The sequence below is a fragment of the Modicisalibacter sp. MOD 31.J genome, assembly GCF_020147985.1.
GTDB lineage: Bacteria > Pseudomonadota > Gammaproteobacteria > Pseudomonadales > Halomonadaceae > Modicisalibacter > Modicisalibacter coralii.
This window is the reverse complement of the sequence record NZ_JAGXFF010000005.1, coordinates 221,272-242,199: the sequence shown is the minus strand read 5'-3', so window position 1 is coordinate 242,199 and position 20,928 is coordinate 221,272. Positions and strand designations below refer to the sequence as shown.

The following is a 20,928-nucleotide window of genomic DNA, read 5'->3' as shown; positions in this document are numbered from 1 at the left end:
GCCAGTGGCGCCATCCAGGTTGGTTTCCACGGGAGGAATTCATGCCCCATAGCGGGCCCTTAACGTTTTACGCCAATTCGCGAAGAACGTTTTTCGGGTGTCGCGTCAGTGGTGTTGCGTGTGCTTCAAGAGCGCTCGAGGAAACGGCGCATCGCGGCGACGGTCTCGTCGCTGCAGTGGTGTTCGATGCCTTCCGAGTCGGCACGGGCGATGTCCTCGGGAACGCCCAGCTTGCGCAGCGTGTCGAGGACCACGACGTGGCGGTTGGCGACGCGTTCGGCCAGCGATTCGCCGAGTTCGGTGAGGAAGATGCCCCGGTAGGGGCGGGCGATGACCAGGCCGTCGCGCTTGAGTCGCGCGACCATCTTGGAGACCGCCGCGGTGCTCACGCCGAAGCATTCGGCCAGGTCGCTGGCGCGTGCCTCGCCGTGTCGATTGTGGAGATGAGCGATCTCCTCGACATAGTCCTCGACCAGTTCGGTCTGGTGATCCTGCCGGACGCGCTTGAAGAATTCGTGTTTGGGCAGAGAGTTCATTCGAGGCCTGTCAGTTACCCGTGAGGGTGAAAAATAACACGTAGCCGTTCAGGGCAATGATCAGGGCACAGATGAGGCCGCCGATCCCGGTGACGATTCTGGTGTTGACCAGATTGCCCATGATCCGGCGATTGGCCGTAAAGAATAGCAGAGGCACCAGGGCAAAGGGGATACCGAAGCTCAGGATCACCTGACTGGCGACCAGAGCCTTCTGCTCGGAGATGCCCAGCATGATCACCGCCAGCGCCGGTGCCATGGTGATCAGGCGGCGCAGCCAGACGGGGATGGTGAAGCGCACGAAGCCCTGCATGATCACCTGACCCGAGAGCGTGCCGACGATCGATGACGACAACCCGGCGAGCAGCAGGGCCACGCCGAAGATGATGCTGGCGGTCTCCTGACCCATCATCGGCGCCAGCAGTTGATAGCTGTCGCTGATGGTGGCGACGTCGTCGCGCCCCTGGGCGTGGAAGACCGCGGCGGCCATTGCCAGCATGCTCAGATTGACCAGCCCGGCGATCGCCATGCCGACGATCACGTCGATGCGGTAATAGCGCATCAGGCGCTTGCGCTCGTGGTCGTCGGTGGGGCGGATGCGGTTCTGCGACAGCGCCGAGTGCAGGTAGATGACATGCGGCATCACCGTGGCGCCGAGGATGCCGGCCGCCAGGTACAGCGCGTAGCCGTCGGGGAAGCCGGGTATCAGCAGCCCCGCGAGCAGCGGTTGCGGGTCCGGACGGCTGAGCAGCATCTCGAGCAGGAACCCCGTGGCGACCGCCAGGATCATCGCGCCGATGACGATCTCCATCAGCCGGAAGCCCTGACGGTGCATCAACAGCGCCAGATAGGTGATCAGCCCGGTGAGCAGGGCGCCTTCCATCAGGCTCAGGCCGAACAGCAGGTTGAAGGCCAGCGCCGCGCCGAGGAACTCGGCGAGGTCGGTGGCGATGGCGACGATCTCGGCCTGGACCCAGTAGAACCAGACGACCGGGCGCGGGTAGCGCTCGCGGATCACCTCCGGCAGGTTCTTGCCGGTCGCCAGGCCCAGGCGTGCCGACAGGGACTGGATCAGCATCGCCATCAGGTTGGCACCGAGTACCACCCAGAGCAGGGCATAGCCGTAGCGCGAGCCGGCCTCGATGTTGGTGGCGAAGTTGCCGGGATCGATATAGGCCACGGCGGCGATCAGTGCCGGCCCGAGGAACGGGGCCCAGCCCCAGCGGCTGCGTTGACCGCGCAGCGTGGCGGTGGCCTTGTCGCGAATCGTCTGGTCGGAGAATGCGGAGAACATCGTGGGCGACCTGTTAACCATGGTTAATCACTAGTCTTGATGTTAACTAGTCGTCGGCACGTTGGCCAATAGGGTTTTGCCGATGTCCTCGATTGGCGGCGATTATCGCGCGCTATGGGCGGGGCCCGCCCGCTCAGGGGGCCTGGCGGGCGGCGCGGTTGGCCTGCAGGGTCCGCGTCAACAGCGCGCGCAGCGCGGCCGGGCGTACCGGCTTGAGCAGCAACTGGTAGCCGCCGCGCTTGATCGCATCGGCGACCTCCTCGGTGCGATCGGCGGTGATCACGATGCCCGGTACCGGGCCGTTGCAACGCTCGAGCAGGGCGTCCAGCGCCATCAGCCCGGTGACCTCGTTGTCGAGATGATAGTCGGCGAGGATCGCGTCGGGATCGGCGTCGAGATGGCGCAGGATCGACTTGGCGCCGCCGATCGAGGTGGCGGTGAACACCTCGCAGCCCCAGCCGCTGAGCATCGCTTTCATGCCCTCGAGGATCAGCGTCTCGTTGTCGATGCACACTACCCGGGTCCCGGCGAGCTTGTTGCCGGCGCGCCGGGACGGTGGCTCGTCGCCGGTCTTGGCCGCCTCCCGGGCGCTGACCGTGGGGACGTCGACGGAGAACACCGTGCCCACGCCCTCCCACGAACGCACCCGGATGGGGTGATCGAGCACGCGGCTCATGCGGTCGGCGATCGACAGGCCCAGTCCCAGACCCTTTTCGCTCTCCTTGTGGCGCGAGGCCTGATCGAGACGGCGGAACTCCTGGAAGATCTCGGCCTGCTTGGCGTCGGGAATGCCCGGCCCGGTGTCCCAGACCTCGATGCGCAGTCGTCCGCCGCGCCGCCGGCAACCCAGCAGCACCCGCCCGTGCTGGGTGTAGCGCAGCGCGTTGGACAGGAAGTTCTGCACGATGCGGCGCAGCATCTGGGCGTCGCTGTCGACCCACTGGGCGGTGGGCACCACGTCCAGATCGAGCCCGCGCTCCTCGGCCATCACCTCGAACTCGGCACGCAGCGGGCGGAAGATGTCGGCCAGCGCGAACTGACTGCGCCGCGGCGTCAGCGCCCCGGCGTCGAGCTTGGAGATGTCGAGCAGGGTGCCGAGCAGTTCCTCGGCGGCCTGCAGGGAATTGTCGATGTGGCCGATGGTGCGCTGGTGGTCGTCGGCGAGCGTCTCCTGGGACAGCGCCGAGGTGAAGAGCCGCGCGGCGTTGAGCGGCTGCAACAGGTCGTGGCTGGCCGCGGCGAGGAAGCGGGTCTTCGAGGCGTTGGCGTCCTCGGCGACCTGCTTGGCCTGGCGCAGCGCCTGCTCGGCCTCGGCGCGCACGCGGTTCTCCTGGCGCAGCGCGGCGTTGGCCTCCGACAGCGCCTGGGTGCGTTCACGGACGCGCTCCTCGAGGTTCTCGTTGGTCTCCTTCAGCGCGATCTCGGCCAGGCGGCGCTCGGTGATGTCCTGATAGAGCGCGAAGAAGCCCAGGATCGAGCCGCCGTCGCCGAAGTGGGGCGTGTAGGTGACCAGCAGGTAGCGGGTGCCGCCCTCGCCGTCGTCCAGCGAGATCTCGAAGCTCACCCGCTCGCCGGCCAGGGCGCGGTCCATCCACGGCGAGCGCTCGCGGGCCACCGCCGGCGACATCACGCTCTGCACGCGCTTGCCGATCACCTCGTTGCGGTCGATGTCGAAGACCTGCTCGTAGGCCCGGTTGGTGAAGAGGTAGCGGCACTCCTTGTCGAAGTAGGCGATCAGCGCCGGCACGTTGTCGGTATAGATGCGGATGTTGTTCTCGGAGCGGATCAGCGCTTCCTCGGTGCGCTTCTGCTGGGTGATGTCCTGGTAGGTGTAGACGAAACCGCCGCCGGGCATGGGGTTGCCCTGGACCTCGAGCACGGTGCCGTCCTGGCGGTAGCGCACATAGCGATGCGGATGGCCCTGACGGATGTTGTCCATCAGCAGCTCGACGTGTTCCTCGGGGTCGCCGGGGCCGTACTCGCCGTTGTGGGCGTTGTAGCGCAGCACCTTGTCGAAGGCCGCACCCACGCGGATCAAATGATCGGGAAAGCGGAACAGTTCCAGGTAACGCTGGTTCCACACCACCAGATTGAGGTTCTGGTCGACCACGCTGATGCCCTGATTGATGTTCTCGATGGTCGCCTGCAGCAGGGCGCGGTTGAACTCGAGGACCTGCGAGGCCTCGTCGACGATCGAGATCACGTCCGAGATGCCGATGCCGCGCCCCTGCAGCGCCGAGTTGACCACGATGCGCGCCGACGAGGCGCCGAGTACCGAGGCCAGGAAGCGCTCGGTGAACTGGATGACGTCGATCGAGGCGCGGGTATTGTGATCGAGTGTCTGGCCGTTGCGCAGCGCGAAGTCGTCGAAGGCGCGATCGACCTGCTCGGCCCCCAGGAAGCGTTCGCACAGCACCTTGAGATCGCCCACCGTGGTGGCGCCGGTCCAGGGCCGGTTGACCGAGGTCTGGCGGGTTTCGACGCTGTCGACGAACAGCGAGGCCTGGATGCGCTCGACCACCCGCTGCGGGGTGATCTGCGAGATGAAGATGTAGCCGAACAGATTGACCCCCAGCGAGAGCATCACGCCGTGGGTGAAGGGGCTGCCGATGCCCAGGCCGAACAGCTGATAGGGCGACAGCCAGTCGAGGCCGAAGGGCCCGCCGAGCAGCCATTCGCCGGGTACCACGCCGGCCTTGATCAGCGCCGGCAGGAGCAGGGTATAGGCCCAGATGGCGAAGCCCAGGTTCATGCCCACGATCACGCCCAGGCGGTTGCCGCGCTTCCAGTAGAGCCCGCCGAGCAGGGCCGGGGCGAACTGGGCGGCGGCGGCGAAGGAGAGCATCCCGGTGGAGGCCAGCGAGCTGAATTCGGCGATCAACTGATAGAAGACGTAGGCCAGCGCCAGGATCACCACGATGGTCACGCGGCGGGCGCGCAGCACCAGCCGTCCGTAGTCGCGGGCCTTGGTATCGAACCAGCGCAGGCGGAACAGCAGCGGAATGACGATCTCGTTGGAGATCATGATCGACACCGCCACGGTGGCGACGATCACCATCCCGGTGGCCGCCGAGAAGCCGCCGATGAAGGTGGCCAGCGACAGCCAGTCGTTGTCGAGGGCGATCGGCAACGCCAGCACGAAAGTGTCCGGCTCGACGGTGCCGTCGGGAAACAGCGTCAGGCCGGCGGCGGCCAGCGGCAGCACGAAGAACCCGAAGGCCACCAGATAGAGCGGAAACAGCCAGCGCGCCCGGGCGGCGTCGTCGCGGTGGGTGTTCTCGACCACGGCGACGTGGAACTGGCGCGGCAGACAGAACACCGCCAGCATCGCCAGCAGGGTCTGGGCCCAGAAACTCTGCCCGAAGTCCTGTTCGGTGAGCTGACGTTCGAGCTGCAGGAAGTCGTCGGCCCGCGTGAGCACGTCGCCGAGGCCGTCGAATACCCCCCAGGTGACATAGGCGCCCAGCGCCAGGAAGGCGCCCAGCTTGATCACCGATTCGAAGGCGATGGCATGGATCAGCCCTTCGTGGTGTTCGGTGGCATCGGTATGGCGGGTGCCGAAGAGGATCGCGAAAAGCGCCATCACCGCCGCGACGTAGAAGGCGGTATCACCGAGCAGCGGCGCGCGGGTGACGTCGGAGGAATCGGTGAGCACCGTGAAGGCCGACGACACGGCCTTCAGCTGCAGGGCGATATAGGGCAGGGTGCCGATCAGCGCCACCAGGCTGGCGAACGCCGCCAGCGACTGGGTCTTGCCGTAGCGCGAGGCGATGAAGTCGGCGATCGAGGTGACGTTCTGGCGCTTGGCGATACGGATCATCTTGGCCAGTACCGGCCAGAACAGCCCGAAGGTCAGCAGCGGACCGATGAAGATGCTGGCGAACGACCAGCCGGACGTGGCGGCCTGGCCCACCGCACCGTAGTAGGTCCACGAGGTACAGTAGATGGCCAGCGCCAGGCTGTAGATCACCGGGCGGCGCTGCGCCGGCCCGTGACGCCTGGCGTGACGGTCGCCGCGCCAGGCGATCAGGAACAGGATGGCGACGTAGCAAAGCGAGACGGCGATCAGCAGCCAGCCAGCGAACATGCGAGCTCCCCCTTGGTTTGTCGCCATTCTAGGGGAATGGCGGGCACGAGGGCAGTCATGTCGCCCCTTGCCCGGGCAGCGAAATCCGCCCCGGCCTTCGCGTGTCGCGGTCGGCGATCCGCCGCCGGGGGATCAGGCGCCGGCGCAGACCGCCTGGAACAGCGGTGCCGAGGATTCGACGCGGCGCAGTTCCGGGTAGCGAGGCCGGCCGTCCTGCTCGGCCAGCGGGACGATCTCCCGGGCGTCGCAGTTCAGCAGATAGGGGTGGTGAGACACGCGGTCGGCCGGCTGGCGTTCGAAATGGTAGAGGATGAACTCGACCACCCTATCCTCGCCGGCGCTCCGGGTGACCAGGTTGCCGCGGTCGACGACGTCGAAGGCAGTGGTCAGCGGAGCGATGTAGGTCCAGGGGCGCCAGGGCATGCGCTCGGTGTGTCTATCCACCACGGTGGCCGAGGCCGGCAACTGGGCCTGCTTGTGGTCGAACCAGGTGTACTCGTAGTGAATCTGGTAGCCGAGTATCCCCAGCCCGCCCAGCGCCGGCAAGATCCAGCGCGGCAGGCGCCTGCCGCTGAGCTGTCGCAGAATCAGGCCGATGCCGGCGGCCCCCAGGCCGGCGAAGATCGCCGCGATCAATTGCCAAACCATGCCGTCCCCTTCTCATGACATCGGGCTTCCCGACGGGAAGCCCGATGAAGTGTGGTCCCGCGGCCCGGGCCTGCGCCGAGCCGGGGGCATTATCGCCTAGTGGTCGACGGCACCACCAGCGCCCTTGGGATAACGCACGCTCTGCACCAGATCCTGGATCTCCTGCGGCGGCTCCTCGGTGGCGTTGGAGACGAGATAGGCCACGGCGAAGTTGATCACCGCACCCACGGCACCGATGGAGAGCGGGGAGATTCCCAGCACCCAGTGATCCACCGTGTCGGGCAGGTTGTTGGTGCCGGGAATGAAGAACCAGCCCTTGTAGACGAAGATGTAGACGAGGGTGAAGATCAGACCGGCGAGCATACCGGCGATGGCGCCCTTGTTGTTCACCCGGGTGGAGAAGATCCCCATCATCAGCACCGGGAACAGCGAGGCGGCGGCGATGCCGAAGGCCAGGGCCACGACCTGGGCGGCGAACCCCGGCGGGTTGGCACCCAGGTAAGTGGCCACGACGATCGCCACCGACATCGAGATGCGCGCCGCCATCAGCTCCCCGCGTTCGGTGATTCGCGGGTTGATCGCGCCCTTGATCAGGTCGTGACTGATCGCCGAGGAGATCGCCAGCAGCAGACCGGCCGCGGTGGACAGCGCCGCCGCCAGACCGCCGGCGGCGATCAGCCCCACCACCCAGCCGGGCAGATTGGCGATCTCCGGGTTGGCGAGTACCAGGATGTCGTTGTTGACCTGCAGTTCGTTGCCGGCCCAGCCGCGGTCGGAGAAGTCGGCGGCGGGGTTGTAGAACTCGATCTTGCCGTCGTCGTTCTTGTCCTGGAAGGTGATCAGGCCGGTCTCTTCCCAGGTGCGGATCCAGTTGGGCCGGTCGGCGTAGGCGATGGAGTTCTCGGCGGCCGCGTCGTAATTCTCGACCTGACCCGCCATGTCCGGATAGATGGTGGTCACCAGGTTGAGGCGTGCCATCGAGGCCACGGCCGGTGCCGTGAGGTAGAGCAGGCCGATGAACACCAGCGCCCAGCCGGCGGACCAGCGGGCGTCGGCCACCTTGGGCACGGTGAAGAAGCGCATGATGACGTGCGGCAGGCCCGCGGTCCCGATCATCAGCGACAGCGTGAACAGCACCATGTTGAGCTTGTTGTCGACCATCGCCGTATAGGCATTGAAGCCCAGCGCCGTCACCACCTCATTGAGCTTGGCGAGCAGCGGCTCGCCCGACGCGCTGTGGTCGGAGAACAGGCCCAGCGGCGGCACCGGATTGCCGGTCAGCTCCAGCGAGATGAACACGGCCGGGATGGTATAGGCGATGATCAGCACGATGTACTGGGCCACCTGGGTATAGGTAATGCCCTTCATGCCCCCCAGCACCGAATAGAAGAACACCACCACGGCGGCGATGATCAGGCCGGTGGTCGCGTCGACCTCCAGAAAGCGCGAGAAGGCCACGCCGGCCCCGGCCATCTGGCCGATGACGTAGGTCACCGAGGCCACGATCAAGCAGACCACGGCGACCATGCGTGCCGTCTTGCTGTAGAAGCGGTCGCCGATGAACTCCGGGACCGTGAACTTGCCGAATTTGCGCAGATAGGGCGCCAGCAGCATGGCCAACAGCACGTAGCCGCCCGTCCACCCCATCAGGAAGGTCGAGTTGGCGTAGCCGCCGGCGGCGATGAGGCCGGCCATGGAGATGAACGACGCCGCCGACATCCAGTCGGCGCCGATGGCCATGCCGTTGGTGACCGGATGGACGCCGCCCCCGGCGACGTAGAAGTCCTTGGTCGACCCGGCCTTGGCCCAGATGGCAATCCCGATGTACAGCGCAAAGGAAGCGCCGACAAAGAGGACGTTGATCGCAAATTGACTCATGCCGGTTTACTCCCCGAGTTCGAATTGCTTGTCCAGCCGGTTCATCTTCCAGGCGTAGAAGAAGATCAACCCGATGAACACCAGGATGGAGCCCTGTTGGGCGAACCAGAAGCCCAGGTCGGTGCCCCCCACGGGGATGCCTGCCAGCAGGGGGCGTAGCAGGATGGCAAAGCCGTAGGACACCAGTGCCCAGACGATCAGGCAGCCCGTGATCAATCTCAGGTTGGCCTTCCAGTAAGCTTCGGCATTGGCTTTTTCTTGTGACATGACGTCGCTCTCCGCTTGTGGGTAAGAAGGAAGTGTTGGGGCCTTACGCCGCTCAGGCGGTCGACTTCCCGTTGTCGTTGGTGATCGAGCGTTTAGTTGACGAACTAACGCCCTTGCCAGAAAAGGGCGATATAAACACTGTCTTTTCCGTTATTGCGAAAGTCGGTGATGTCGTTATTGTCCGCTGGGTTACCTTGAGTCGTTACGCTGCATTTCGTGGCGAATCGCCACATGATTCGTGGGTAATATTGGTCAGTAATCCTGGAAAATAAAATCCCCATACTTTGGTCTCATAAGCCGAAACCGATAAAGCGGCTGTTTTTAAAAATCTTTAAAAACAATCGCTTATTGGTTTTCTTTGTCTTTCCTTCGAGACGAGCGGTTGCCGTATAGGACGATGGTATAGCCAGGAGGGGATAGGACAATGGTCTAACGGTTGGCGCCCTAGAACCTTGGTCTATGTTCAATTGAAAGAAGAGGATCGGATATTCTAGGTTTGTGCTGACGGCAGGTCGGTCAGTGTCATATGAAGACGCGTGAGGATTTACCAACCCCGCTGCGGATTGGTGCCATGGCCAGCGGATGTCCGGGGGCCGTTCGTGGTGGTCGGGCTGGAAGCCGTCCTCGAGGTGGCCCGGGTGGTGCCGAGAGGGCCATCCGCTTGCGTGGGACCTCGCTATCGGTGAAGGCCAGCGTGGCAAGATCAATGGCTCGCCTGCTCATGATCGGCAGCGAGGTGAGGCCGTCATGACGAGGGCGATTACGAATGGTCGACATCGATCTTTCACAACCCCCGTTCTCGCTGCTCGACGAGGCAGGGCGGGCGCGGGTCAGAAGCGGGGTCGACCTGGCTTACTACGATACCGGCGAGGTGATTCTCGAGGCCGGCCAGGCCGGCGATCATGTCTTCGTCATTCACAAGGGCGAAGTCGCCGAACTGGATACCGGCCAGCCCGGCGAGCAGGCGCGCATCGGCCACTACACGACGGGCGACCTGTTCGGCGCGATCAGCATTCTCAACGGGCAAAGCCGTTACCGCTTCATCGCCGAGCAGGAAAGCCTCTGCTACCTGCTGCCGCGCCAGCTCTTCGAGCAGCTCTGCGAGGCCCATCCGGCCTTCGCCGACTATTTCCGCCAGAGTCTCGCCGCCAAGACACGCCTGCTGGCCGAACGGCGATCCGCGGGCGGCGCCACGCTCGCCGGGTTCATGCTCGCCAGGGTCGCCGACTGCCAGCGTTCGCCGCGGGTGGTCGCCGGCGAGACATCGATCGGCGAGGCTGCGGCGCGACTGCGCGACACCCGTGCCGACAGTCTGCTGGTGGCCGTCGACGACCGCTTCGGCATGCTCACCAAGACCGATCTGCTCGATGCCCTGGTGGCCCGTGGCCTGCCCCGCGAACACCCGGTGGCCGAGCTCGCGCACGTCGAGCTGGTCACCGCCCGGGCCGACGACTACCTGTTCCAGGCGCTGGTCAGCATGACCCGTCATGGCATCGAGCGGGTGGTGGTGATCGGCGACGACGGCCAGCCGGCGGGCGTCGTCGAGATGACCGACGTGCTGAGCTTCTTCTCGAGCCGTTCGCACATGGTCAGCCTGGAGCTGGAGCAGGCCGAGGACCTCGAGGCGTTGGCCCAGGCCAGCGCGCGCCTGCCTTCGCTGGTCCAGACCCTGATGGCCCAGGGGGTCAAGCTGCGCTTCGCGATGGAGCTGCTGGCCGCCCTCAACGGCCGGATCATCGACAAGGCCTTCGAGTTCCTGGTGGCGCCGGCGCAGCGTGAGGCCTGCTGCCTGCTGGTACTGGGTAGCGAAGGGCGCGGCGAGCAGATCCTCAAGACCGACCAGGACAACGCCCTGATCCTCGCCGACGACGGCGACTGGGCCGAGCGCGGCGAGCAGATGACGCGCTTCACCGAGACCCTGCTCGAACTGGGTTACCCACGTTGCCCGGGCAACATCATGGTCAGCAATCCGCAGTGGGTGAACACCGTCAGCGGCTGGTGTCAGCGCATCCACCACTGGGCCGACGAGGGCGACGGTCCGGCGCTGATGAACCTGGCGATCCTGCTCGATGCTCATGCCGTGGCTGGCGACCCGCGATTGCTGGAGCCCGTGCGCGAGACGCTGTTCGCGCGCTGCTCGCACGACCAGATGCTGCTGGCGCATTTCGCCCGGGCGGCGCTGAGCTTCTCCACGCCGTTGACCCTGTTCGGCTCGCTCAAGCGCCCCCAGCACGGCATCGACATCAAGAAGGGCGGGATCTTTCCGATCGTCCACGGCGCGCGTGCCCTGGCCCTCGAACACCGCCTGCGGCCGACCTCGACGCTGGCCCGGCTCGAGGCGCTGGCCGACGAGGGTCATCTGGAGGCGCGCTTCGCCGAGGACCTGGGTGAAGCGTTGACGCTGTTCGCCGAATTGCGGCTCACCCAGCAACTGGCGCGCCTCGACGAACCGCCGGGCGCGCTCGACAGCGCCAACCGGGTGGTGGTGCAGCGCCTGTCGTCGCTGGAGCGCGACCTGCTGCGCGAGGCGCTGCACCTGGTCAAGGAGTTCAAGCAGCGCCTGACCCAACGTTTTCATCTCGAGTACTGAACAGGCCCGTCGAACCGGATGTCGACGTGGCTCGCTAAGGGAGTGTCGTGATGCTTCGATCCCTGCGTCGCGCGGCCGACCGCCGCCGACAGGTCAACGGCCGCTACGGCTGGCTCTTCAACCCCTACACCGGCGACGAACTGGTGGCGATCGACTGCGAGACCACCGGGCTCGACCCGCGCACGGCGGATCTGGTGTCGGTGGCCGCGGTGAGGATCAAGGACGGCCGCGTGCTCACCAGCGATGCCCTCGACCTGCGCCTGGAACGCCCCGCGAGCCTCACTGGGGAGTCGATCAAGGTCCACGGGCTGCGCGGTATCGACCTCCACGGTGGCGTCTCGCTCGGCGATGCCCTGGAACGCCTGCTCGACTTCATCGGCAATCGCCCGCTGCTGGGCTGGTGCGTCGACTACGACGTGGCGGTGATCAATCGTCAGTTGCGGCCGCTGTTCGGGTTCGATCTGCCCAACGCCACCGTCGATCTGGCCCAGGCGTACCGTCGCTGGATGCGCCGTACCCATCCCCAGGTCGAGCCGCACCTGGGGTTCGAAAGCGTCGCCCGGGCCCTGCGGGTGCCGTTGATGCAGCGCCACACCGCGCTGGGCGACGCCGTGACCACCGCCCTGATGTACGTGCGCTTGAAGCAGGGGGCCCTGGAAGCCTGCTGAATGAACGACAACCCGGATAGCGAGGACGTGAACGAATGGAATGGCTGCAGAATGGCCTGCTGGTGGCCGGGTTCGGGCTCCTGATGCTCGCCAACCTGTGCTACGTGAGACGCACCCAGGACCTGCACGGCGTGCTGCTGTTCTGGCGCCGGCGCCTGGGACTCAACCGCGGCGAGTTCCATTGCCAGCGCATCGGCATCGTGCTGATCCTGCCGGGCGTGGTGCTGCGCTACCTGATGCTGCTGAACGTCCTCTGACGGCACCGCCACGGCGGGACATCGCAAGTCGCGGGAGTGGGTGGTAGCATAGGCGCGCCTTCCACTTCTCCCTGCGTGTCGCACGACCCATGCAAGCATTTACCGGTAATCAGAAACGCGAGTTCAACAAGCTGCAGAAGCGCCTGCGTCGCCAGGTCGGCAACGCGATCATCGATTACGGGATGATCGGCGACGGCGACAAGGTCATGGTGTGTCTGTCCGGCGGCAAGGACTCCTACACCATGCTCGAGATCCTGCGTAATCTGCAGCGCAACGCGCCGGTGGACTTCTCGCTGGTGGCGGTCAACCTCGATCAGAAGCAGCCTGGTTTCCCCGAACACGTGCTGCCCGAATACCTCGACGGCATCGGCGTCGACTATCACATCCTCGAGCGCGACACCTATTCGGTGGTCAAGGAGAAGACCCCGGAGGGCAAGACCACCTGCGCGTTGTGCTCGCGACTGCGGCGTGGCTCGCTGTACGGTTTCGCCGAGGAGATCGGCGCCACCAAGGTGGCGCTCGGCCATCACCGCGAGGACATCCTCGAGACGCTGTTCCTCAACATGTTCTACGGCGGAACCCTCAAGTCGATGCCGCCCAAGCTGCTCTCCGACGACGGCAAGAACATCGTCATCCGCCCGCTGGCCTACTGCCGCGAGGCGGACATCGCCGAGTTCGCGCGGCTGATGGAATTCCCGATCATCCCCTGCAACCTGTGCGGCTCGCAGCCCAACCTGCAGCGTCAGGTGGTCAAGGAGATGCTCGCCGACTGGGAAAAGACTCACCCCGGCCGGCTGGAGACGATGTTCAAGGCGGTCACCAACGTCGCCCCGTCACAGCTCGCCGATCGCGACCTGTTCGATTTCCAGGGGCTCGAGGACAAGCAGCAGCGTCTCAACGCCTCGCGGATCGAGGCCTTCGATCTGCTGGCACGCGAAGCCTGAGCGAAACAACCCCCGACCGAAAACACCACGGCCCGCCGATGCTCGGCGGGCCGTGGTGTTTTCGCGAATGCCAAGTGGGCTGTCACTGACAGCCGGAGCCCTCCGCCATTTCCTCCAGGGCCTCGAGGTCGAGGATGTTGACTTCGCGCCCCTGGACGTCGACCAGCTTCTGCTGCTGGAAGCGACCGATGATCCGGCTGACGGTCTCCACGGCGAGCCCCAGGTAGTTGCCGATGTCGGCGCGGGCCATCGACAGGCGAAAACTGTAGGGGGAGTAGCCGCGCCGCCGGAAGCGCGTCGACAGGTTGACCAGAAAGCTGGCCAGGCGCTCGTCGGCGGTCTTGCGTGACAGCAGGCGCAGCATGCGCCGGTCGTCGCGCAGCTCCTTGCTCATGTTGCGATAGAGCTGGGTACGCAACTCGGGCAGGGCCTCGGAAAGCTGGTCGAGACGCTCGAAGGGGATCTCGCAGACCGTGGTGGTCTCCAGGGCGATGATGCTGCCGGGGTAGTGCTGCTCGTCGATGCCGTCGAGGCCGACCAGTTCGCTGGGCAGGTAGAAATTGGTCAACTGGTCGTCGCCATCGCCCTCGTGACTGACCTGCTTGAGACTGCCCGAGCGCACCGCGAACACGCTGGTGAAGGGATCGCCCTGGCGCAGCAGCGTGTCGCCCTTCTTGAGCGGCGCGCGGCGCTGGATGATCGCGTCGAAGCTGTCCAGTTCCTGGGTCCCCAGCGCCAGGGGGAGGCACAGGGAACTCAAGCTGCAGGTCTGGCAACGCGCTTCCTGAAGTCGCGGCCGGCGCACGTGGAGGGCGGAATTCGCCATGGTTGTCTCCCAGTCTTTCGAAGCACTCTCGCTATGGTAGTTGCATTATGGGTGATATAGCGAGGGTATGATCGTGAAAGTTTTTCTCAATAGTTGTTCTCAGAGAATCCGGGAGTAGCGGTCGCCCTTGGCGTCCAGGCGGGCATCGAAGGCCATCGCCAGGTGGCGCACCAGCAGTTGGCCCAGTGGCGTGACTGTCAGGCGATTGCCGTGACGCCTCACCAGGCCGTCGCGTTCGGCGCTCTCGAGCCGTTTCAGGGCCTCGCCGAAATAGGCCGTGGCATCGAGGCCGAAGCGTTCGCCGACCGCGTCGAGATCGAGGCTGAGGTCGCACATCAGGCGCAGGATGACAAATTGTCGCAGGCGGTCGTCGGCGGTCAGGCGCAGTCCGCGGCAAGTGGCCAGATGGCCGGCATCGAGCGCCGCCTCGTAGTCGGCGAGCCGCGTCGGGTTCTGGGCGTAGCTGTCGTCGATCTGACTGATCGCCGAGACGCCGAGCCCTACCAGATCGCAGTCACCGTGGGTGGTGTAACCCTGGAAGTTGCGGTGCAGCCGCCCCTCGCGCTGGGCCACGGCGAGACTGTCCGTGGGCCGCGCGAAATGGTCCAGGCCGATGTGCACGTAGCCGGCCTCGTCGAGCAGCGCGCGGGTGACCTCGAGGATCGACAGTTTCTCCTCGGGCGAGGGCAGCGTGGCCGGGTCGATGCGACGCTGGGCCTTGAAGCGCGCCGGCAGGTGGGCGTAGTTGAACACCGACAGCCGGGCCGGTGCCAGGCTGATCACCTGCTGCAGGGTGTCGGCGAAACTGTCGCGGGTCTGGTGCGGCAGCCCCACGATCAGATCCAGGTTGAGCGACGAGAAGCCCAGCCGGTGGGCCTCCTCGACCAGGTTCTCGGTCAACTGGCGCGGCTGCACACGGTTGATGGCACGCTGCACCTCGATGTCGAAGTCCTGCACGCCGAGGCTGATGCGGTTGAAGCCCAGCGACTGAAGATGGCGCAGGGTCAGGACATTGGCCTCGCGGGGGTCGATCTCGATGGCGTAGTCGCGATCCGGCGCGGACGACAGCCCGAAGCGGGCGTGCAGCCGGTCGATCAGATCGCTCATCTGGTCGAGCGTCAGGAAGGTCGGCGTACCGCCACCCCAGTGCAGTTGCCGGACCTCGCGGCGGGTGTCGAGGTGTTGGCCGACCAGCACCATCTCGCGATCCAGGCGGCTCAGGTAGGCATCGGCCCGCCGCGAGTCCTGCGCGCCGATCTTGTTGCAGGCGCAGTAGAAGCAGATCCGCCGGCAGAAGGGGATGTGCACGTAGAGCGACAGCGATCGCTGCGAGCGATTGCTGTTCTCGAGGGCCTCAGCATAGGCCTCGGCGCCGAAGCCCGGAGCGAAGTCCAGGGCGGTCGGGTAGGAGGTGTAACGCGGCCCGGTGTGGGCATAGCGTCGGATCAGGGCCGCTTCCCGTTCGGCAGGCGTGGCCGTGACGGCGGGGAGATCGGCGACGGTGGCTGGCATGACTGCTCTCTCGAACCGGGGGCGATGCGTTCATCGTACGTGGCCGGTCGGGGAGGCGGCGTGACCTGGATCAAGCGCCGTGAGGATGGCCGCCGGCGAGCATCGTGGCGAGTTGCCAGCCCTGCCAGAGGGCGAAGGCGAGGATCGTCAGCGCGGCGACGGTACGGGTCGCCGGATGCCGGACCAGCATCGCCAGTCGATGGGCGGCGGCGCCGGTGGCCAGCAGCGCGGGCAGGGTGCCCAGGCCGAACGCCCCCATCAGCGCCGCGCCCCGCCAGGCGTCGCCGCCGGTGAGGCTCCAGGCGAGCATCGAATAGACCAGCCCGCAGGGCAACCAGCCCCACACCGCGCCCAGCGCCATCGCCTGGGGCACGCGGACCACCGGCATCAGGCGCCGGCCGAACGGTTCCAGCCGGCGCCACAGCCGCCGCCCCAGCGCCTCGACACGGCTCAGGCCGCGCCACCAGCCGCCCAGATAGAGCGCCATGAGCATCAGCATCGCGGCGGCGAGCCCCTGCAGCAGCAGACGCAGTACGCGGTGGACGTCGCCGGCCAGCATGCCCAGCGTGGCGACCAGCGCCCCGGCGAGCATGTAGCTGGCGATGCGCCCCAGGTTGTAGCCGAGCAGCAGCCCGGCCAGACGTTGCGGGCTGCGCTGGCTGGGCGGCACGGCGAAACTCAGCGCACTCATGATCCCCCCGCACATGCCGATGCAGTGGGCGCCGCCGAGCAGGCCGACGATGAAGGCCGCGGCGAGCGGCGGCAGATCGAGCGCGCCGGGGGCCATCATTCGCGCGGCCTCCGCGCCTTCTGGGGAGCATTGCCGGATGCCCTCGGGCGAGGGTTGGAATCGCCTCGACGCGCCGCCGGCAGGTCGCCCTCGTCGTCGTCGAAGAGGATGCGATGGGCCGGGCCCTCCAGGTCGTCGAATTGCCCCGACCTCACCGCCCAGAAGAACGCCCAGACGGCGAAGCCGAGCAGCATCAGCGACAGCGGGATCAACAGATAGAGGATGCTCATGGCGACGCCTCCGCCTCCGCCGGCGGGACAGCCTGCGGGGCGCTGCGCCCCAGGCGCAGGGCGTTGCCGACCACCAGCAGCGAGCTGGCCGACATGCCCAGCGCGGCGGCCCAGGGCGGCACCCAGCCGAGCGCGGCGAGCGGTAGCGCGCAGAGGTTGTAGCCCAGCGCCCAGGCGAGGTTCTGGCGGATCACTCGGCGCGTGGCGCGGGCCAGGTCCACGGCGTCGACCAGCCGCCACAGCCGTGACGACAGCAGCACGCCGTCGGCGCGGGTGCGGGCGAGATCGGTGGCGCTGTTCATCGCCAGCGAGACGTCGGCGGCGGCGAGTACCGGCACGTCGTTGATGCCGTCGCCGACCATGAGTATCCGCTCGCCGCGGGCCTGGAGCGCGCGAAGATGGGCGAGCTTGCCCTCGGGGGTGGCGCCGGCGGTCCAGGCCTCGATGCCGACCCGCTCGGCCAGCGCGGCGACCGTCTGCCGGGCATCGCCCGAGAGCAGTTCGACGTCGAGCCCCGCGCGTTTCAGCGCGGCCACGGTCGCGGCGGCATCCTCGCGCAGGCGGTCGTCGAGGCGGAACCAGGCCAGTGCGGTGCCGGCCCCGGCGAGCAGCAGCCATTGGCCGTCGGGCGAGGGCGGCGAGGGTGGCGCGTCCAGCACGAAATCGGCGCGACCCAGGCGGTAGTGGCGATCGCCGATCCACCCTTCGAGCCCGCAACCGGGGTGGTTGATCACCTCGGTGGCGGCCAGTGACGCATCGCGCCAGGCGGCGAAGGCGCCGGCGATGGGATGCTCGGAGTGGGCCTCCAGTGCCGCGGCCAGGGCGCGTGAGCGCTCGCCGTCGACGGCGGCGCCGAGCGCCACGGTCTCGCAGAGCCGCAGGCGACCTTCGGTGAGGGTGCCGGTCTTGTCGAACACCACGCGGCTGATGCGGGCCAGGTCGTCGATCGCCGGCGCGCGGGTGATCAGCACGCCCCGCCGCTTGAGTCGCCCGTGACAGGCGGTGAGCGCGGCGGGCATGGCCAGCGCCAGGGCACAGGGACAGGTCACCACCAGCACCGATAGCGTCACCCACAGCGCGCGCCCGGGGTCGACCAGGCTCCAGGTCCCGGCCACGACACCGGCGATCAGCAGCACGCCGAGCACGACGCCTCGGGCCAGCCGGGCGCTGCGCTCGGCGACGGGCGAGCGTTCGGCGAAGGCCCGGTCGGCCAGGGCGATGATCCCGGCGGCGCGGGAATCGCGCCCCCGGCGCACGACCTCGATGGTCAGCGGGCTGTCGACGTTGAGGCTGCCGCCGGTCGCCGACTCGCCGGGGCCGCGCCGGACGGGCTGCGACTCGCCGGTGAGCATCGCCTCGTCGAGCCGCGAGGTGCCGGTGACGATCACCCCGTCGGCGGGGATGCCTGCGCCCGGCGTGACGCGTACCCGATCGCCGGGTTCGAGCCGGTCGGCGGGCACGATGCGCTCGCCGCCGTCGGCGTCGAGCCTCAGCGCACTGCTCGGCAGCACGCCGGCCAGGGCATTGCCGCTGCGCCCGTGACGCTGCCGGGCGCGTCTCTCGAGATAGCGGCTGAAGAGCAGGAAGAAGGTGAACATGCTCAGTGAGTCGAAGTAGACCTCGCCGCCGCCGGTGACCACCGCCCAGGCGCTGGCCAGGTAGGCGCCGAGAATCGCCAGCGATACCGGCACGTCCATGCCCGGGTGGCGGCTTCGCAGGTCACGCCACGCGCCACGCAGGAAGGGCTGCGCGCAATAGCCCACCACCACGGTGGCCAGCATCAGCGACAGGGCGTGGAAGAGCCCCTGGAAGGACGCGCCGATGCCACCCTCGCCGGCGACATAGAAGGGGATCGAGAACATCGCCACCTGCATCATGGCGACGGCGGCGACGATCAGCCGGCGGATCAGTCGGCGCTCGTCGCGCTGCAGCCGGCGTTGGGCCTCGTCGGGCGCATAGGGTTGCGACGGGTAACCGATCGCCGCCAGCTCGGCGAGGATGCGCGAGAGCGGCAATTGCCGGCGGTCCCACTGCAGATGCAGGCGGTGATGGCTGAGATCGACCGCGCTGCGCTCGAGCCCGTCCAGGGCGTCGAGGCGATGTTCGATCAGCCAGGCACAGGCCGCGCAGGTGATGCCGTCCACCGCCAAGGTTGCCGAGACGCGCGCGCCGGTCTCGTCCAGCGGATGCACGAAATCGGCCTGCAGTTGCGGGTCGTCGAAGACCTGCCAGGTCTCGGCACGGGCGGCGGGTCCCGCATCGGGGCGCTCGGGCAGCCGATCGCGGAAGCGGTAATAGCTCGCCAGACCACCGTCGACGATGGCCCGGGCCACGGCCTCGCAGCCGGGGCAGCACAGCGGATGGCGCGCGTCGTCGAGCACGAGGTGCCACGCGGCACCAACCGGCACGGCGCCACCACAGTGGTAGCAGGTCGCGGCGGTCACGTGCCGCTCCCGCGGGGGGCGAGCCACAGCGCGTCGTGGCGGGGCAGGGTGATTTCGCCGGTCAGGCGCCACACCGGCTCGGTCGCCTCGGGGTGGAGCTGCACGTACCAGCGATACGCCAGGCGTTCGCCCAACTGGCCGTGGTAGCGCCTGCCGTGGACGTGATCGAGGGTCACGCGCTGGTCACGGTCCTGGGTGGGGAACACCAGTTCCAGCAGCAGGCGCTCGGGACGCGCGTCGCCGACGAGATCGACGGTCACGTCACCGGTGAGGTCGTCGATGCGCAGGCGCGCGCGCATGCCCAGCTCGCGGGCGGCGGCGTCCTGCTCGAGCACCTTGTTGATCGCCAGTCCCTGCTTGTAGTAGTTGTCCGCGACCATGCCGTCGAAGCTGGTGATCGACAGCACCAGCGTGGTGGTGCCCATGACCACGGCCAGGCCGAGCACGGCCAGCAGGAACCAGGGCCAGAACTCCTTGTACCAGGGGCGAACCGGCTGTTGCATGGTCATCTCCTCGCGGGGCCCAGGAAACGGGCCTCCTTGGTCAGGGCGATAGCGGGGGCATCGACGGCGCTCACCGCGATGCTGATCGTGCGTCCGGGCCCATCGAGTGCCGCGGGCGGCGCCGTCAGTTGCAGGGGCAGGCGCCGGCTGGCGCCGCCGGCGAGATGCAGCTCGGCGTCGCTGGTCAGGCGCAGACCGTCGATGCCGCGCACGGCGATGCGGAAGTCATGGGCGTGCCGGTCGAGGTTGCGGACCTGCAGGGTATAGACGTTGCGGATGTCGCCCTCGGCGGTCAGGTCGTAGAGCTGGTTGCGATCGCGCTGGACATCGATGTCGAGTGCCACGCGGGTGCTCAGGGCCCAGACCAGCAGGCCGGTCATCACCAGCAGCGCCGCCAGGTAGCCGAGCAGGCGCGGTCGCCACAGGCGCGTGCGCCTGCCCTCCAGGGCGTGTTCGGTGGTGTAGCGGATCAGCCCGCGGGGGGCGTCCAGGCGATCCATCACGCCGTCGCAGGCGTCGATGCACGCCGCGCAGCCGATGCAGGCGTATTGCAGGCCGTCGCGGATGTCGATGCCGGTGGGGCAGGCCTGCACGCACAGGCCGCAGTCGATGCAGTCGCCCTTGCCGGCGGCGCGATGATCGAGATCCCGGCGTCGCGCGCCGCGGGGGTCGCCACGGGCGGCGTCGTAGGAGACCACCAGGGTGTCCTTGTCGAACATCACCGACTGGAAGCGCGCATAGGGGCACATGTACAGGCAGACCTGCTCGCGCAGCCAGCCGGCGTTGAGGTAGGTGAACAGCGTGAAAAAGCCGATCCAGAACCACGCCCAGCCGCTCGCCGAGAGTGTCGCCAGGTCGACCGTCAGGCCGCGGATCGGCGTGAAGTAACCGACGAAGGTCACCCCGGTGGCGACGGCGATCATTAGCCAGAGCCCGTGCTTGAGGCTCTTGCGGGCCAGCTTGGCGGCATTCATCGGCTGGCTGTCGCGCCTGATGCGGCGGTGGCGCGGCCCTTCGGCGAGTGTTTCCACCCACAGGTAGAGCCAGGTCCAGACGCTCTGCGGGCAGGCGTAGCCGCACCAGACCCGGCCGGCGAACACGGTGATGAGGAACAGCCCGAAGGCGCAGAGGATCAGCAGCCACGCCAGCAACGCGAAATCCTGCGGGTAGAAGGTGGCGGCGAAGACGTGAAATTCCCGTCCGGGCAGGTCGAACCACACCATCGGGCGGCCCTGCCAGGTCAGCCAGGGCAGGCCGAGGTAGAGAGCCATCAGGATCCAGTTGGCGTTGCGCCGCAGGCGCTGGAAGCGGCCGTGCACGGCGCGCACGTAGACGTGCCGGCGTTTGGCGTAGAGCGCCGCCGTGGCGTCCGCTGGCGCGGCAGGGTCGTGAAGCGGGATGTGTTCGCGCATGTTGCCACCATCGCGTCGGGCTCGGACCGGGGCCGACGGGCCATC

The 20,928-nt window shown here is 67.3% G+C and carries 17 protein-coding genes; 4 read left to right on the top strand and 13 right to left on the bottom strand.

Annotated features, from left to right (window positions below; translation table 11 throughout):
- Positions 1 to 125 precede the first annotated feature (125 nt).
- The 6 genes from mntR to KGR00_RS17905 form a co-directional block, all read right to left on the bottom strand.
- The gene (gene mntR, locus KGR00_RS17930; protein WP_224418864.1) at positions 126 to 536 is read right to left on the bottom strand and encodes a manganese-binding transcriptional regulator MntR; all 411 of its coding nucleotides are present in this window, start codon (positions 534 to 536) and stop codon (positions 126 to 128) included.
- Positions 537 to 546: 10 nt separating this feature from the next.
- Positions 547 to 1,827, bottom strand: coding sequence for an Nramp family divalent metal transporter (locus KGR00_RS17925; protein WP_224418865.1), 1,281 nt, complete (start codon positions 1,825 to 1,827; stop codon positions 547 to 549).
- A gap of 133 nt (positions 1,828 to 1,960) precedes the next feature.
- Positions 1,961 to 5,914 (bottom strand): NahK/ErcS family hybrid sensor histidine kinase/response regulator, encoded by a 3,954-nt coding sequence (locus KGR00_RS17920; RefSeq protein ID WP_224418866.1) that lies wholly within the window; start codon positions 5,912 to 5,914, stop codon positions 1,961 to 1,963.
- A 132-nt stretch (positions 5,915 to 6,046) separates the two neighbouring features.
- The gene (locus KGR00_RS17915; protein WP_224418867.1) at positions 6,047 to 6,562 is read right to left on the bottom strand and encodes a hypothetical protein; all 516 of its coding nucleotides are present in this window, start codon (positions 6,560 to 6,562) and stop codon (positions 6,047 to 6,049) included.
- Between the two features lie 96 nt (positions 6,563 to 6,658).
- A complete protein-coding gene (locus tag KGR00_RS17910) occupies positions 6,659 to 8,440 on the bottom strand; it encodes a sodium:solute symporter family protein (protein WP_129141247.1) in 1,782 nt (593 codons plus the stop codon).
- 6 nt (positions 8,441 to 8,446) lie between these two features.
- A complete protein-coding gene (locus KGR00_RS17905) occupies positions 8,447 to 8,707 on the bottom strand; it encodes a DUF4212 domain-containing protein (RefSeq protein WP_129141248.1) in 261 nt (86 codons plus the stop codon).
- 766 nt (positions 8,708 to 9,473) lie between these two features.
- On the opposite strand from KGR00_RS17905, the gene KGR00_RS17900 reads away from it, so the two are divergent.
- From KGR00_RS17900 to ttcA, 4 genes are all read left to right on the top strand, one after another.
- Positions 9,474 to 11,297 carry a putative nucleotidyltransferase substrate binding domain-containing protein gene (locus KGR00_RS17900; RefSeq protein ID WP_224418868.1) on the top strand — a complete coding sequence of 608 codons (1,824 nt, stop codon included), beginning with the start codon at positions 9,474 to 9,476 and terminating at the stop codon, positions 11,295 to 11,297.
- A gap of 50 nt (positions 11,298 to 11,347) precedes the next feature.
- Complete coding sequence (locus tag KGR00_RS17895; protein ID WP_224418869.1) at positions 11,348 to 11,965, top strand: 3'-5' exonuclease; 618 nt, start codon at positions 11,348 to 11,350, stop codon at positions 11,963 to 11,965.
- A 35-nt stretch (positions 11,966 to 12,000) separates the two neighbouring features.
- On the top strand, positions 12,001 to 12,222 hold the full coding sequence (locus KGR00_RS17890; protein WP_224418870.1) for a hypothetical protein: 222 nt from the start codon (positions 12,001 to 12,003) through the stop codon (positions 12,220 to 12,222).
- A gap of 89 nt (positions 12,223 to 12,311) precedes the next feature.
- Positions 12,312 to 13,166: a tRNA 2-thiocytidine(32) synthetase TtcA gene (ttcA, locus tag KGR00_RS17885; RefSeq protein ID WP_224418871.1), complete on the top strand. Its 855-nt coding sequence runs from the start codon at positions 12,312 to 12,314 to the stop codon at positions 13,164 to 13,166.
- Between the two features lie 82 nt (positions 13,167 to 13,248).
- Here ttcA and fnr read toward each other — a convergent pair whose 3' ends face one another.
- From fnr to ccoG, 7 genes are all read right to left on the bottom strand, one after another.
- Complete coding sequence (gene fnr, locus KGR00_RS17880; RefSeq protein WP_129141253.1) at positions 13,249 to 13,992, bottom strand: fumarate/nitrate reduction transcriptional regulator Fnr; 744 nt, start codon at positions 13,990 to 13,992, stop codon at positions 13,249 to 13,251.
- 99 nt (positions 13,993 to 14,091) lie between these two features.
- Positions 14,092 to 15,504, bottom strand: coding sequence for an oxygen-independent coproporphyrinogen III oxidase (hemN, locus tag KGR00_RS17875; protein ID WP_224418872.1), 1,413 nt, complete (start codon positions 15,502 to 15,504; stop codon positions 14,092 to 14,094).
- Positions 15,505 to 15,574: 70 nt separating this feature from the next.
- Positions 15,575 to 16,291: a sulfite exporter TauE/SafE family protein gene (locus tag KGR00_RS17870; RefSeq protein ID WP_224419861.1), complete on the bottom strand. Its 717-nt coding sequence runs from the start codon at positions 16,289 to 16,291 to the stop codon at positions 15,575 to 15,577.
- Complete coding sequence (gene ccoS / locus KGR00_RS17865; RefSeq protein ID WP_224418873.1) at positions 16,291 to 16,524, bottom strand: cbb3-type cytochrome oxidase assembly protein CcoS; 234 nt, start codon at positions 16,522 to 16,524, stop codon at positions 16,291 to 16,293. Before ccoS ends, KGR00_RS17870 begins: the two co-directional genes overlap by 1 nt.
- Positions 16,521 to 18,968 carry a heavy metal translocating P-type ATPase gene (locus KGR00_RS17860; protein ID WP_224418874.1) on the bottom strand — a complete coding sequence of 816 codons (2,448 nt, stop codon included), beginning with the start codon at positions 18,966 to 18,968 and terminating at the stop codon, positions 16,521 to 16,523. The genes ccoS and KGR00_RS17860 overlap by 4 nt, the downstream gene beginning before the upstream one ends.
- Positions 18,965 to 19,471, bottom strand: coding sequence for a FixH family protein (locus tag KGR00_RS17855; RefSeq protein WP_224418875.1), 507 nt, complete (start codon positions 19,469 to 19,471; stop codon positions 18,965 to 18,967). Before KGR00_RS17855 ends, KGR00_RS17860 begins: the two co-directional genes overlap by 4 nt.
- Positions 19,472 to 19,473: 2 nt before the next feature.
- Positions 19,474 to 20,883, bottom strand: a complete 1,410-nt coding sequence (gene ccoG, locus KGR00_RS17850; protein ID WP_224418876.1) for a cytochrome c oxidase accessory protein CcoG — start codon at positions 20,881 to 20,883, stop codon at positions 19,474 to 19,476.
- Between the last annotated feature and the right edge of the window lie 45 nt (positions 20,884 to 20,928).

Excerpts from the sequence above, each read along its gene's own strand:
- KGR00_RS17905 (WP_129141248.1), bottom strand. The coding sequence starts at position 8,707 with ATGTCACAAGAAAAAGCCAATGCCGAAGCTTACTGGAAGGCCAACCTG.
- hemN (WP_224418872.1), bottom strand. The coding sequence starts at position 15,504 with ATGCCAGCCACCGTCGCCGATCTCCCCGCCGTCACGGCCACGCCTGCC.
- ccoG (WP_224418876.1), bottom strand. The coding sequence starts at position 20,883 with ATGCGCGAACACATCCCGCTTCACGACCCTGCCGCGCCAGCGGACGCC.
- KGR00_RS17895 (WP_224418869.1), top strand. The coding sequence starts at position 11,348 with ATGCTTCGATCCCTGCGTCGCGCGGCCGACCGCCGCCGACAGGTCAAC.
- KGR00_RS17870 (WP_224419861.1), bottom strand. The coding sequence starts at position 16,291 with ATGGCCCCCGGCGCGCTCGATCTGCCGCCGCTCGCCGCGGCCTTCATC.
- ccoS (WP_224418873.1), bottom strand. The coding sequence starts at position 16,524 with ATGAGCATCCTCTATCTGTTGATCCCGCTGTCGCTGATGCTGCTCGGC.
- KGR00_RS17900 (WP_224418868.1), top strand. The coding sequence starts at position 9,474 with ATGGTCGACATCGATCTTTCACAACCCCCGTTCTCGCTGCTCGACGAG.
- KGR00_RS17855 (WP_224418875.1), bottom strand. The coding sequence starts at position 19,471 with ATGCAACAGCCGGTTCGCCCCTGGTACAAGGAGTTCTGGCCCTGGTTC.
- KGR00_RS17920 (WP_224418866.1), bottom strand. The coding sequence starts at position 5,914 with ATGTTCGCTGGCTGGCTGCTGATCGCCGTCTCGCTTTGCTACGTCGCC.
- KGR00_RS17910 (WP_129141247.1), bottom strand. The coding sequence starts at position 8,440 with ATGAGTCAATTTGCGATCAACGTCCTCTTTGTCGGCGCTTCCTTTGCG.
- mntR (WP_224418864.1), bottom strand. The coding sequence starts at position 536 with ATGAACTCTCTGCCCAAACACGAATTCTTCAAGCGCGTCCGGCAGGAT.
- KGR00_RS17890 (WP_224418870.1), top strand. The coding sequence starts at position 12,001 with ATGGAATGGCTGCAGAATGGCCTGCTGGTGGCCGGGTTCGGGCTCCTG.
- ttcA (WP_224418871.1), top strand. The coding sequence starts at position 12,312 with ATGCAAGCATTTACCGGTAATCAGAAACGCGAGTTCAACAAGCTGCAG.
- KGR00_RS17915 (WP_224418867.1), bottom strand. The coding sequence starts at position 6,562 with ATGGTTTGGCAATTGATCGCGGCGATCTTCGCCGGCCTGGGGGCCGCC.
- fnr (WP_129141253.1), bottom strand. The coding sequence starts at position 13,992 with ATGGCGAATTCCGCCCTCCACGTGCGCCGGCCGCGACTTCAGGAAGCG.
- KGR00_RS17925 (WP_224418865.1), bottom strand. The coding sequence starts at position 1,827 with ATGTTCTCCGCATTCTCCGACCAGACGATTCGCGACAAGGCCACCGCC.